11 protein-coding genes and 1 pseudogene are annotated in these 13,567 nt (G+C 47.8%); 3 read left to right on the top strand and 9 right to left on the bottom strand.

Going from position 1 to position 13,567, the window contains the following annotated elements; all coding sequences use genetic code 11:
- Positions 1–107: 107 nt before the first annotated feature.
- Positions 108–1,607, top strand: a pseudogene (locus DFT_RS04845) (IS5 family transposase).
- 122 nt (positions 1,608–1,729) lie between these two features.
- Here the strand turns inward: DFT_RS04845 and DFT_RS04840 are convergent.
- The 3 genes from DFT_RS04840 to DFT_RS04830 form a co-directional block, all read right to left on the bottom strand.
- A complete protein-coding gene (locus tag DFT_RS04840; protein WP_054030126.1) occupies positions 1,730–2,923 on the bottom strand; it encodes a M20 metallopeptidase family protein in 1,194 nt (397 codons plus the stop codon).
- A 695-nt stretch (positions 2,924–3,618) separates the two neighbouring features.
- Positions 3,619–4,527, bottom strand: coding sequence for a DUF362 domain-containing protein (locus DFT_RS04835; protein ID WP_054030125.1), 909 nt, complete (start codon positions 4,525–4,527; stop codon positions 3,619–3,621).
- 145 nt (positions 4,528–4,672) lie between these two features.
- The gene (locus DFT_RS04830) at positions 4,673–5,491 is read right to left on the bottom strand and encodes a nitroreductase family protein (protein ID WP_054030124.1); all 819 of its coding nucleotides are present in this window, start codon (positions 5,489–5,491) and stop codon (positions 4,673–4,675) included.
- Positions 5,492–6,073: 582 nt separating this feature from the next.
- On the opposite strand from DFT_RS04830, the gene DFT_RS04820 reads away from it, so the two are divergent.
- A complete protein-coding gene (locus DFT_RS04820) occupies positions 6,074–6,595 on the top strand; it encodes a tyrosine-type recombinase/integrase (protein ID WP_076750392.1) in 522 nt (173 codons plus the stop codon).
- Between the two features lie 208 nt (positions 6,596–6,803).
- On the opposite strand, the gene DFT_RS04815 is transcribed toward DFT_RS04820, so the two are convergent.
- Entirely contained in the window at positions 6,804–7,361 is a 558-nt protein-coding gene (locus tag DFT_RS04815) for a hypothetical protein (RefSeq protein WP_152971861.1), read from the bottom strand.
- Positions 7,362–7,745: 384 nt separating this feature from the next.
- Here DFT_RS04815 and DFT_RS04810 point away from each other — a divergent pair, with 384 nt between their 5' ends.
- Entirely contained in the window at positions 7,746–8,300 is a 555-nt protein-coding gene (locus tag DFT_RS04810; RefSeq protein WP_054030121.1) for a hypothetical protein, read from the top strand.
- Positions 8,301–8,673: 373 nt separating this feature from the next.
- Here the strand turns inward: DFT_RS04810 and DFT_RS04805 are convergent, their stop codons facing one another.
- The 5 genes from DFT_RS04805 to DFT_RS04780 all read right to left on the bottom strand — a co-directional run bounded on the left by DFT_RS04805 (position 8,674) and on the right by DFT_RS04780 (position 13,475).
- On the bottom strand, positions 8,674–9,603 hold the full coding sequence (locus DFT_RS04805) for a DUF932 domain-containing protein (protein WP_054030120.1): 930 nt from the start codon (positions 9,601–9,603) through the stop codon (positions 8,674–8,676).
- A 346-nt stretch (positions 9,604–9,949) separates the two neighbouring features.
- Positions 9,950–10,426 (bottom strand): hypothetical protein, encoded by a 477-nt coding sequence (locus tag DFT_RS04795; RefSeq protein WP_054030118.1) that lies wholly within the window; start codon positions 10,424–10,426, stop codon positions 9,950–9,952.
- 79 nt (positions 10,427–10,505) lie between these two features.
- On the bottom strand, positions 10,506–12,383 hold the full coding sequence (locus DFT_RS04790) for an ATP-dependent helicase (protein ID WP_054030117.1): 1,878 nt from the start codon (positions 12,381–12,383) through the stop codon (positions 10,506–10,508).
- Positions 12,380–12,670 (bottom strand): hypothetical protein, encoded by a 291-nt coding sequence (locus DFT_RS04785; RefSeq protein ID WP_054030116.1) that lies wholly within the window; start codon positions 12,668–12,670, stop codon positions 12,380–12,382. Before DFT_RS04785 ends, DFT_RS04790 begins: the two co-directional genes overlap by 4 nt.
- Positions 12,648–13,475 (bottom strand): RecB family exonuclease, encoded by an 828-nt coding sequence (locus DFT_RS04780; protein WP_054030115.1) that lies wholly within the window; start codon positions 13,473–13,475, stop codon positions 12,648–12,650. The genes DFT_RS04785 and DFT_RS04780 overlap by 23 nt, the downstream gene beginning before the upstream one ends.
- Between the last annotated feature and the right edge of the window lie 92 nt (positions 13,476–13,567).

Raw genomic sequence — 13,567 nt, 5'->3', positions numbered from 1 at the left:
AATTAACCAATTGATATGTTTTGTATAATGTGATATTCAAGTCGTCGTAAATGCAAGCCATTTCGGTCATTTTCAAAAATAACCTTGCACCTGCCGACCCGGAAATCATGTACAGACACTCAGAAAAGCAGCTCGAATTCGAAGGTTTTGATCTACCCTTTTCGGGCCAATTATCTTCCGACAATCGTTGGGTCCGGCTCGCCAAAATGATTCCGTGGCATCAGTTCGAAGACGAGTACTGCGCCACACTGTCCTAAAAGGGCCAGGGACCGCCGGCATTTTCGGTGCGAATGGCCCTGGCGGCATTGATCATCAAAGAGCGCCTTGGACTTTCAGATGAAGAATGCGTCGAGCAGATCCGGGAAAACCCCTATCTGTAACTGTTTTGCGGTCTGAAGGAATTTTTCGATAAAGCGCCCTTCCATCCGACGATGTAAGTGCATTTTCGAAAACGCTTTCCTGCCGATGTTCTTCACCGCATCAATGAAGTCATAGTCGAAAAAGCGGTCACAAAATCAGGCAAAGATGGCAACGATAAGCCTTCGGGTGGTGGCCGGAGCAATGAAAAGCCCTCCAAAAAGGGCAAACTGCTCATGGATGCCACTTGTGCACCGGCCGATATCACCTACCCAACGGATCTGAAGCTTCTCAATGCAGCCCGGGAAAAGACCGAAAAGATCATCGATGTGTTGCATCAAAGCCGTGGCAAGGGTCACAAGAAACCCAGAACCTAGCGGATCAAGGCGCGCAAGGCCTATCTGGCCGTGGCCAAGAGCAAGAAGGTCAGCGCCGGCAAACTGCGCAAGGCACTTAGGAGCCAGCTGGGATATTTGCGGCGCAACCTTAAAAGCATCGGCAAGCTGTCCAGGTTTGTGAACCTGACGGTATTGAGCAAAAAGCAGTATCGTGATCTTCTGGTGATCGGCGAAGTATACCGCCAGCAGCAGTTGATGTACGATCAGCGCAGCCGCGGGGTCGATGATCGAATCGTGAGCATCAGCCAGCCGCATGTGCGACCGATCAAACGCGGCAAGGCTGGAAGCGATACCGAGTTCGGGGCCAAGCTGTCGGTGAGCATGGCAGGCGGATTTGCCTTCGTTGACCGCACCAGCTGGGACAACTTCAATGAATGCCAGGATCTACAGGCCCAAGTCGAGGCTTACAAGCGGCGATTTGGCGTATATCCGGAATCGGTGCACGCCGACCGCATTTATCGAACCAGGGAAAATCTGCGATATTACAGAAAGCATGGCATACGCCTTTCGGGTCCTCGGCTGGGCCGACCACCGAATATGACACCGGAAAATGCAGCGCGTTTGAAGGCCGAGATTGCTTTGGCCCGCCAGGATGAGCGGGAGCGAATCCCGATCGAAGGCAAGTTCGGCCAGGCCAAGCGACGATATGGGATCAATCGGATAATGATGAAGCTATCGTCGACAAGCGAGACGGCCATTGCGCTGTGCTTCCTGGTAATGAACCTCGAGAAGTGGCTGGCTGCCATCTTTTTGTGTCTGTTTTTCAAAGAGCACAATCCGATCCATAGACTTGGAATCGGTTCATTTTGTCGAACAGTAACCAGATATCCGGCCTTCCACGGAGCTGTGTGATTTGTTCAGGAAGCCCTACTTAGACAGGCCGACTATTTTATGATTGCCGAAAGTATTTGATAAGCGGTCTTGAGTTGATCGGTGTCTACTCTCTCACCGTGCAATCGACATACATCGCAAGGCTAGTCAGCAGCATCTGTTACCAAACGGGACATCAGTCTCATGCCGATGGCAATGGCCCGTTCGTCAGGTGCGAAAGCTGGATCATGGTTAATGACGGGCGGCTGGTCGCTATCAGGATCGTGTACTCCAAGGAAAAAAAAGGCGCCCGGAATTTTATTTAGAAAGTATGACATGTCTTCGCCACCAAGTGAGGGTGTACATGGGACAACGTTGGACTCTCCGATCACCCGCGTTGCAACATCCCGGACATAGGTCGTTTGATGCGGATCGTTGCGGACCGTCGGATAGCCATGAATATACCTTAGTTTATAGGTTGCTCCCATACCTTCAGTAATACCTTTGACTGTCTTTTCCAGATCCTCCATCAGTTTCACACAAAGCGATTCGTTCAAAGATCCGATGTTCCCTCTAAGAACCACCATGTCACCGATTATGTTATCCCTGGTTCCCCCCTCGATCATACCGAATGTAAGCACAGCATTTTCCATAGGGTTCACTCGGCGCGGCACCATGGAACTTAAGGCAACGACCACATTCGATGAAACCAGAATAGGATCCACTGCCAAGTGAGGTGCCGAAAAATGGCCGCCACGGCCAAAAATACGTAAACTCAGTGAGCTGACCGAGCCAATCACCGGTCCGGGGGAAATGGCGATTTTCCCAAGGGGGATCGGACTAGTGTGTAGGGCAAAAATGGCATTGGGTTTGGGATTGTCGATACCGCCTTCCTCAATTAGTCCCAGAGCGCCTCCAGGAAAAAATTCTTCCGATGGTTGAAACAGAAAAATTGCGGTACCATTAAGCTTATCTCTCACGGTGGACAGCACCGATGCGGTACCCATCAGAACTGCCGTATGAACATCATGACCGCAGGCATGCATTTGGCCATCAATTTTGGATGCATATGGCAACCCTGTTTTTTCCCGTATTGGTAGAGCATCCATGTCGGCTCTCAAAGCGATGATTGGTCCAGGTTTGCTTCCTTTCAACCTGCCAACGACTCCGAAACTATTTTTGCAACGCTGTACCTCGATGTCGTGTTTTTCGAGATACTCGGCCACAATACCCGAAGTTCGTTCTTCTTTTCCTGAAACTTCCGGATGCATATGGATATCACGGCGGATGTTGATCACCTCAGCTTCCTTTTGGTTCACCAAAACATCGATAGTATCTGCCAAGTTAAGATCGGCCATGTCTCCTCCGAATTATGAATTTATTCATTCAACACTGAGCTGTAGGAAGTATCACTATTCGCTCAAAGCCTCGAACAATAACACGATGGAAGGCACCCAGGGCAATTTGTTATGGTTTTGCTAAGCATGTTCAGAGTCTTATCATATGAAAAGCCATCAAGGCAATTGAAGCAGACACAGTTGAAGAATCCCCTTGGGTTTTTATTGCTTGGCTATAGAGCAATCTAAGGTCAAGAATCATGATGACGTCGAACATGGTACGTTGGAGTTTGATGAGTAGCTTATATCGTAATAAGAACGACTTGGGATATTTTGAGACTGTGCGGTGGGAATTTAGTCAACAGTTCGTCAACATAACACAGAATATTACCAGATGGTTTTACGGGAGGATTTTGAGAAAGTTTTGAGGTGAGCATAGCCTTTATTGATTAAAAATACGCAGTAAACTGCGCAAAAACCAATCCAATCTCAACTCCAATTTTTTAGAACAATCAAAAGCAGGCCTTTAAACCGCTGGGGATCGCCTGATAGAAAAGGATATTGAGAAGCGGGGACTTCAGACCATCGGTCATATCAAAAGAGTAAGAGAGGGTAATCCGGATGCTTGATCTTCCGCAATAGCTTCTCGAAGCTCCATTTATTCACCTATTTAAACACAAGTGATCGGTTCAAGAGACACTTCGGTTTCAATCGCCTCAACCCTGGTCTAAAATGGCAGCCACCCTATCCCTGTATTCACGGCTGTACTCATCAGCGGCCATCACCTCAATGTGGGAAGGCGATGATGCGCCAAGCCCCAGTTCCGATGCTCTCGCAATTTGTTCCTGCTCAAATATCTTCGGTTTCATTATGGATTCGTTGCTTCCCAACGATTTTAAAATCGCCACGCCGACGGCATCAACTGCCACCCGATCCGTAGATGCGACGAAAACATTGCCATTGGCGCGTTTCCCGGTTGCCGGTCCGCCGTCCACAAATGCTTCTACCCCGTCCAGGACAACCAGAGCGGGCTTGAAGGGGACGTTTATTTCTGCAATCAACTTACGCTGGTGGGGCGATGAGTGGAGTTCTCGCATGTAATTATAGCCATGGCGGGTAGTGGGGACTACTCCCACATGGTTTTTCAGGGACAAGGTAAAAATTCCCCCGTACTGATGGGTTTTCAGACAGCAAGTAGTTATAAGGCACTCGCTTTCAAGGATTGGCCGGGCTACCCGGAAGCCGTCTTCCCAGTGTGAATCCTTTAAATCAATCTTGACCCAGTCTTTTTCAGCCAGGCTGTCGAAATCGATCAATCGGACATCCAGCTTTTCCAACAGCGCAATGACCCCTTTTTGCTCCATGACCTCGCGGGTTGGCGGATAGCTGCGCTCACCGAGTGTAACCGCTTTGGCACCCAGCTTCCATATCTCTTCCACGAGGGCCGCCAGGGTATCGTTGTGCGTGGATCCCGGGGTTGGATCCGCAGTGTTGAAATTAGGCTTGATCAGCACATTCTTGTTTTTTACCGGATTTATGTCCAGCGCACGGATCGACGCAGCGACACCAGTTTGGCGATCCGCTGTATTGACAATGGCCACTCTACTCGTATTTAAACTTTCCATGGCTACACCTATGAGTGTCCAGAAGAAGGATTGTAATCAGTTCTGACCGGTAAAAAAACTAAGAATGTCAAATTCTTTTCAGGTTCAGATCTTAACCGGAAACCTGGGCAAACGAACTCCAATACTGTAAGATACCAGCTGAACCTTAACGCCATTCAATGCGCGGTTCGTTACGTTTGGGTAACCGTTGATACTTGAATTTTGGTTTGCCGATCATCATCGCACCTACCACTTTGTGGTTTTCCGGAATGGGCACCGCCTCGGCCAAAGGAGCATAGTTGTTGTAAGCGGAATAAAAATAGCCCGACCATGTGGCGCCCAGACCGAGGGTTCCTGCGAACAATTCAACGTAACTCAGAGCCAAAGCGGTATCCTCGACACCATAAGCCCAATCACTCTCTACGTGAACGATGAAAAGATGCGGGGCATTTCGCAAGGTCTTATACAGCCCCCCCTCCCAAAGTTTCACGATTCGAGGCAGCTTCAACCTTTCCGCTAACTCCGGCTCGGATTTAATTCTGTATTTCATCCAATCCACTATCATGTCATCCAGTTTGGCGACTTGTGCCGGATTTTCCACAACGATCCAGTGCCAGGGTTGGTAGTTTTTCGCAGAAGGGGCATGGCAGGCAACCTGAATAAGCTTTTCAAGTTTCTCTCGGGGGACCGGCTCGTCTTTGAAAATCCGTATGGAGCGGCGCGATCGAAGGAATTGCTCTGCTTGTTCGGGAGTAAGATCCAGATTGCGTCTTATCGGAGGACATTCCTCTGATGAAAGCCATTCCAATGAAAAGGCACCGGTAGGGCAAACCGCCACGCAATGCCCGCATTTCAGACAGATGGCATTGAAATCGACTGTGGGCGTCGGGAAATCACCCTCTTTGATAATTTCCAATACTTGCGCCGGACATTCAGCGATACAGATCCCGTCACGGTTACATTTCTCCTTGTCCACTGAAATCATAATCGCCCCCATATTTAAGTTTGATCTTCATCATCACGTTTCTCAATGTACCAGATGTATCAAGGACCGGCAAACGTAAACGGTCCAATGGGGCGGTTGTGGGCATACGTGGTATACTCGTGAGGTGCCTGAGGAGTTTTTTGACCTGGATGGGTCTAACTTATAACGGTTATAAATGGAAGGGGCCGTTCGATATGAGCGTGGAACGGCCCTTAATTTTCTATAGCTGCAAGCTCAACCATCTTAAGATCCAAGACTCGTTTCAAATATTCATGGTTATCGTCTTCTTGTTTAATCACATACCGCACCCCTTTGTTATCCCAATACAGTTGTATTTCTCCGTAAAAGCAGCAATCAATATAGATGGTGTGACCCCAGTCGTTCGTCTCCATAATCTCGTCATCGAATGCTTCCCAGGGCTTTTAAAACGCTTCATTGAACGAATTGAAATAAACGGTCCAGAAGGTATGGGCTAAGACGCGCTCTTTGGATGGCAATTGAGTAAGTGGCAGTTTTTCATTATCAGATACAGTCCGAGACGACCCTGAAACGCAGGATTACTTATGGACCATTCGAAAAACTATGGCCAGGGTAGGTGAAATTAACCGTCTGCGTTGGGAAGATGTGAATCTGGATGCCCGTTTCGTCATTTTGTACACTCGAAAAAAACAAGGCGGCCACCTGACACCTCGCAAGATTCCTATGACCCAGAAGCTTTACGAGGTCTTGAAAAGTCGCTACGACAAACGGGATGCAAGCAAGCCTTGGGTCTTTTGGCACCGATATTGGAGCCGCAAAAACGGTTGCTTTGTGGAAGGGCCATTTGACGATCGTAAAAAGCTTATGAAACGACTATGTGAAAAAGCTGGCGTGCGATATTTCAGGTTTCATCCGCTAAGACATGCCGGCGCTTCATTAATGGATGGCAGCAATGTGCCACTCGGCGCCATTCAAAGAATCCTGGGGCATGAGAATCGCAAAACCACTGAAATCTATCTTCACAGCATTGGGGATATGGAACGCGATGCCATCGCCGTTTTCGAACGGGCCAGAAAAAAGTCTCGCTCGGATTCTCACACAGAAAAAAACAGGGGTTACAGCTAACGCTGTAAACCCCTGATTTTTATGGTGCCGAGGGACAGAATCGAACTGCCGACACGGGGATTTTCAGGCAAGACCTCTGAGTTTCCTAACCTCCTAATTTTATAACAACATATTGAAACCATTGGATATATATTTCCTACATTTTTGTAAATTTTCCATATTTTGGTCAGTTTTGGAAACTTTTTCTCACACGGATTCTCACACAGGATCATGCCAATTTGGGCGGCAGGGACCTGCTTAAATCATCCATCTCACCACCCGATAAACGGCGTACCCGACGCCCAGGCCAAGGGGCAACATGATTCATGGCCGGCACAGAGGAGTTTCTCTGACCGACCAGCAGATGGTGAGCATCCGAAAGCCTTTCAAGTAGCGGCCGGTGCTGTGATCCCAGACACGCGAGAGCGGCTCCACCCACTTGGAGCGGGAACGGACATACGGGCTCATCAATGATAAACGCCGATTCGCGTTCATCGCTGGGAAGGCGGTTAAAAACACCAAACAGCCGCAGGCCCAGGGCGATAAGCAAACGGCGCAAATTGTAGGTCTCGCCCTTGAGTAATTCGTAGGCGGCGTCTTTGCCGAAAGGCAATTCGCTGTTGAGCACGATGCCGCGGAGGAAGTTCTTACCGACAAAGGGCAGTGTGAATATGGCTTTTGTCAAAGAGTGAACACTATGGCCGTGGTGTTTGCGCACTCCACATCGGTGCATGAGCGTTGCGATTTTAAAAACGGCCAAAGGAGTCATCGATTTTGCTTTGAACATAAACAGGGTCTTGCGATTGGGAGGCAATGCTGATATGGCCCGTTCGAGCTTTTTCTATTTGATATTATTATGAAAAATGGAAAATCAACTATAAATCAAAAGACAGGGCTCTTCATTTTATTTCTTCATGAAATAAGTGCCATAGACCATATTTTCGTCTTCTCAATCCATTTCCGAAAGTTGAGTCATTATTAATATACCAAGGCCGAAGGCAAACCTAAATGCTTTTTCGGAATTTAGATTAAAGAAATATTTTTGTATGTCGATATTCAAATACATCATTGCCGAAAAAGGAAGCTGTTATGTTGGATATTACGATTATTGGAGACATCCCAAAGAACTAAACTGATTTTGATAAGGGCGAAAAAGTGAAAGGGGGCAAAAATGTTTTCGATTAAGACCAAACTAATGTTGTTAATTCTATTAACTTCATTCATATCTGCTTGTGGTACAAGCGCAATTGATAAAGTGAAGAATGGAGTTCTCAATTTCGACAGAACGAAGTCTGTTGGAGATGGTATCGAAGGAAATCAATTCGTAAAAGAAGTAGAATGGACTTCATTTGAAACACCCCAAAAACAAAAGATAGTTGAAGCAAAGGTTACAATGCATTTAGATAAAATTCATGATTATTGTTATGATATGATTAATAATGAAACTTATTTTAATACTAACGACGCCCAAGAAATATCTAAGCTTAGAAGTCGTAATAGAGATGAGATTCAAAAGGTGTCCCGCGTGATGGCAATACTTCAATTTTCTATTTACAAGGATAACGAAAGCTTTGAGTATTTTTATGGCGGCCTTGAATATACAAATTCAAAAGGGGATGGTGAAAAGAAAAAGGAAGACGTTTTAGAGCTGTTAATGAAAAATGAATGCCCCATTCAAAATTATTTTGATTTGGTTGGGCATTTACTTAATTTTAAGCTCTTTTAAAACCTCGGTACTTTCTGTGATAATATTCAGGACAATAGTTTAATCCCAGAAGCTTATCTTGGGGAGGTCCATTAATTTAGCGACCGGGGAAAAAGTCGGTGACGTATTTTCAAGATCGATAATTTATGTTGATCATCGCATTTGGGTTGGAATTTTTAAAGAGTAAGGGTCAAAAAATTTCCCTCCGGCTACGAGGGAAACACTGTTTAAATATAGATCAATGTTTTGAGGCAGCAGGGCGCGATATTCGCTTGGGTCTTTGCCAATCGGAAGCTGTTCAAAAAGACAGCGAAGATAGGAACTTGGCCCGGTGTCCCCTCCAAACCCACCGGGCCACATCCCACATCTCAGAAAACGAACTGCAGCTCCCTCATCAGTTCAACATCCCCAATATATTCCCGCCAACCCGCGACAGACGAAAACTCGATTCGGCCGCCAATCCCTCCATCTGTGCGGCTCTGGTATACGTGTTGACCACATTGAACATGGTCTCTCCCGCTTCCTGAGGCCATGCCCATTCCACAGCGTCCTTCTCACCACCATTTAACGCAAACTGACGATTGAAGCTGGCCAGGGTCAATTCGGCATTCTCAACCCGAGATTCCAACGACAGCCGGAACTGTTCCCGCTGAGCACCCAACTCCAGCGATACCTTGTCCATCACGATTGGAAACTCACTCAAGATCTTGGTGCTCACATGCCGATATGACGCAGAGACATCCGACTTTGCTACCAGACCGTTTGTGCAGACCAGTCTCAACACAAACGCCGCAATGGAAAGTGATGCCAGACCCACCTCAGAATTCGATATCGATATGCCTGGTTTGAATTTGTCTCCATTAATGTCGAACGCTTTCTGTCCATCAGGGATGCTCAATGACATGAACTCTGTATCGAGATGACATTGAACCGGAGTTTCCGGTTTGTATCCCAGAGAGTCCAGGCGCTCCATCACTTCAAAATTGTCCACGGGAATATACTTGGTGGTAAAGACTGCCCGCACCTCCTGTCCATCGAAACGGAACAGCAACTGGTCATTTTTCTCATGCTTGATCCAGTGATTCAAATTCATCGCCTGCACATCGGCAGGACATCGGGTCAAATAGGGGTATGGGATCCCCAGACGATTGGATATGGATCGTTGCGCCACAGGTCTTAGCGGATGGGGTTCACCTGCAATGCGAACGATGTCCAGATTATCAAACGATATGTCCGGCACGGCGATGTTCTGATCGAAACAGTTTTCAGACATTGCATCCACGCGGTCGAACACTTTGCCAAGGGTGGTCAAATTGGGTTTCATACGATTCTCCTTTAAGGGTTGATTTCCGAAAGATGCGCCTTTCACCACCTGACGCATTATATTTTCCCTGACGACTCTACAGGGTGCGTATCCATGTAAGCGGACGGGTGGCTTCCGGAAAATTTGAATTTATTGATTGATGGTGATGGTTACCGACTGGATTGGATCTTGTCGATTTTGCAATGGGTGGGATTGGATCTGCGGGAGTTGATGTTCAATGGGTTTGCTTCTGAACGGTCAAAGTTTTCACAATGACAACGATCCCGTTTGCATTTTTCATGCAGTTTGCTTCTCAACTTACGGGTCGTCATCTTTTCAAATGGGTAAGCCATGTCATCACCTCCATCTATTCGGGCAGATCAGGTTCTCCCAAATCAAACAGGCATATCGATACGGGCATGGATATGGTCGGATAAAGCGAATCCACGTCCTCTTTGACCATGCTCACGGTATCCCCATAAGGACTTTTTTCACTTCGTTTGGCTGTCAACATGAGGATCCCTGCTTCGATGTTGCCCTTGTCATAGCCGACCTGAAGTCGCATCAGGCCCTCCAGGATGTATTCGTAGGCGCTAAAATGCCCGTCGATGGCCACACCGTGCTTGAATCCCTTGTATTGGTAACGGCGGCCGGCGATGACGTTGAGACATCCACTTACACGCCATCCCATTTCATCCAGAGCCAGTCGTAGCAACTCTTTTCGATAAAGCGATCCTTGCAGGGCGGTAAAGACGTATTCCATGGTCATGGCCACATCCGAGACCATTGCCTTTTGCTCGATGATCTTGTCTGCGTCTCTGAAATGAATCAGCTGAAAATCCACGATTGGACCTCCTTTTATATAAAGTGTGAATCGATATGGGGTATAGAGAGAACGGGTGCTGTAGCGGTTGTGCGGGGTTTTAAGCGGCGGATTGATGCAGGTCGACGTCACGCTTGCCGAGCATTTCATCCAGGAACATGGACTTTTTGGCTGGTTGCCCCAAATAATGCAACGGGTATGACACAAACAGCAGTTTCATGGCCCTTGAGATGGCGACAAAACATATGCGCCTTTCTTCTTCAAGGTTTCCTTTACCGCTGGGCATCAGTCCCTCGACCAGACCAATCACGAACACCACGGCAAACTCCAATCCCTTTGCCTTATGCACGGTCATTAAACTCACGCCCTCCTTGTCGTCACCCACTGTCTCGTCCGTGAAGCTGTCGGCATATTCGAGAAAGGCGGCAATGTTTGAATAACGGGCAGCCGCTAATTGCAATTGGTTGATGTTTGAAATCTTGATGTCATCGGGGCTGGGAATGTCTTCGTCCACGATAAAACGATCATAGTCCCAGATGATGCGAATCTTCTGTATGACCTGCACCGGTTCCAGAGATTCTGATTGCTCTATTAACGGATCCATGAATGCCACCATCTCTTTAACCAGCTTGCGGACGAACGGCACCGTGATGATCATGGATTTCAATCCCGCATACAGATGAATCCCCCGCTTTCGGCAGTAATCTTTTAATTGGTCCTTGACCTGGTTGCTCACATAGCGGACCGGCACATTGAGGATATTGAGCAGCGCCTCGTCTGCTTCATCGCTGTCAGGGGCATGGATCACCCGCAGATAGTCGAGCAAACACTTGACCTCGTAACGATCATAAAAGGTCCGGCCGCTTTGAATGTGATACGGGATCTTGTTTTGCAAAAAGGCCTCTTCCACATAGCGACTCTGGAAGTTTGCTCGATACAATACGGCAACGTCACTGTATTGATATCCGCGGCGCTCGATAAGATCCACGATTTCATTGACCACGCCCATGGCTTCAGTCTCTTCGTTGGATGCTTCGAGGACAACGACATCATCTCCATCGGCGTTGTCGGTCTTTAATTCCTTGTGGATCTGCTTGACGTTGTGACGGATCAGGTTCTGACAGGCACGCAGGATCTGAGGTGTGGAACGATAGTTCAAGTCGAGAATGAACTGACGGGAACCTGGAAACATGGACTGAAAGTTGAGGATATTGCCAACGGATGCACCAGTGAAGGAATAGATCGCCTGATGATCATCGCCGGCCACCCAGAAACTCGAAGCGTCAGGATTGCCATTTTCCCGAATCAACAGCCGCAACAACTCGAACTGCACCGGGTTGGTGTCCTGGAATTCATCGACCAGTATGGACTGGAAGCTTCCCTGGTATTTCGCTCGTACTTCATCGTTATCCCGCAGCAGGAAGTAGGTTTCAAGCAGCAGGTCATCAAAATCGAGCAGCAGTTTGTGTTCCTTGGCTTCATCGTATGCCTGATAGATCTCGGCAATGCGCATCATGGTCTTGTCGCCTTCAAACAGCGCTTTAAACTCTACCGGATCGATGATGTTGTTTTTGGCCAAAGAGATTTCACGCAGCACGGTGCCCACAGTCAAATCCTTTACCTTAAGGCCTTTCATGACGTTTTTGATAAACACCAACTGCTCTTTGCCAGAAAGGATTTCAAAGACTTTGCCCTCGACTTTGAGCAGATGCAGACAAAACGAATGGATGGTGGACAATCGGACCCGTGACGACATCTCTCCCAATACCGGCACCAGGCGTGATCTCATTTCGTCGGCGGCGTTCCTGGTAAAGGTCAACCCCAGGATATGCTCGGGAGCAATGCCGTATTCAGTGACAAGGATCCCGATTCGTTCCATCATGGTGCGTGTCTTACCGCTTCCAGGCACTGCGATCACAGCGGCGATACCCTCTTTGAACTGGGCAGCCTCTTGTTGTTTGGGATTTAATTCGCTCATGCTGCCTGATCCTCCTTTTCAAGGTTGCGAATCGTGTTGATGGCCATCTTGATGCGGAAGCGCTTGGCCACCAGCTCATTGATCTGGGAACTGGTCTTGTCCTCCTGGATCAGTTTGGATAGCGCCTTGCCGTAATCTTTATGAAGTTCCTGCAAAAATGACACGACCGCCTCGGGTGGATGGCGTCTTAGCAACAACTCCACATTCACAATTTGATAGACCCGGTCCCCGTCTGACTGCATGAACGTTAAAAACGATTGAACGTCATGGATGGCTCGCTTGGTCATACTCTTCTCCTTCCAGATAAGCGTCACAGGCCTGTTTGTAGGCGCACCCTTTGCACTTCCAGCTGGTATCGTTGGGCACGAACACTTCCTTTGATATCCCATCCCACACCTGCCTGGCCTTTTTGATCAGGCGCCGTTCATCAAGCTCTGTACGGGTAGTCCAATACTGTTCACAACGAGGTACTTTCGTTTTTATCAAGGTGTCGAAGCGCAGCAGGATCTCATGATCGGCGTATCCATTTTGCTTGGCGGCGATCTGATACATGGTCAGTTGTTGATTGCTGTCCACCTCATCCTTTGAATAGGCCCGACCAGATGTCTTGAAATCGGTAATGATGATGGTGCCGGAATTGTCCTGTTCGACCAGATCCATTGCGCCGATGATGGGAATATCGATACCCGGCAGATTGAAACTGAATGCCTCTTCTATGGCCAGGATGGTAAAATCGTCATCGGGAAGTTTGTTGTACCATGCTGTGAGAAGGTCTCGTCCGTACATCAGGTAGGAGTTGTAATCCTTGCCATCGGCATATTTGATATCGGTGCGTCCCTTGGCAATCTCCAACCATTTGAAAACGAAAAACTCATGAACGTCCTTTAACAGCATCCGATCACCGATCATTCTTGCGCTGTAATACTCTTCAAGCACCCGATGAATGCAGGTGCCAAACTCAAGGGCATCGGATTTAAATTCCATGGGCAGTTTATCGATGCGCCCGAATTTATACAGCAACGAGCACTCCACATACTCATTGATGCTCGATGCCGATAGGTGCGGCGTTTGCCTGAGCTCACTTAAAACCATTATCAGTTCCTCCTCATAGGCATCCTAAAAACGCAGTTGCTGCGCTTTTTTTAAATTACGAAGGCGATAGGCATCCGGTTGGCGCGAGTTAG

Origin of the sequence: Desulfatitalea tepidiphila, assembly GCF_001293685.1 — a bacterium.
Taxonomy (GTDB): domain Bacteria; phylum Desulfobacterota; class Desulfobacteria; order Desulfobacterales; family Desulfosarcinaceae; genus Desulfatitalea; species Desulfatitalea tepidiphila.
The sequence above is the reverse complement of the archived record's forward strand: the minus strand, read 5'-3'. Positions and strand labels throughout refer to the sequence as shown.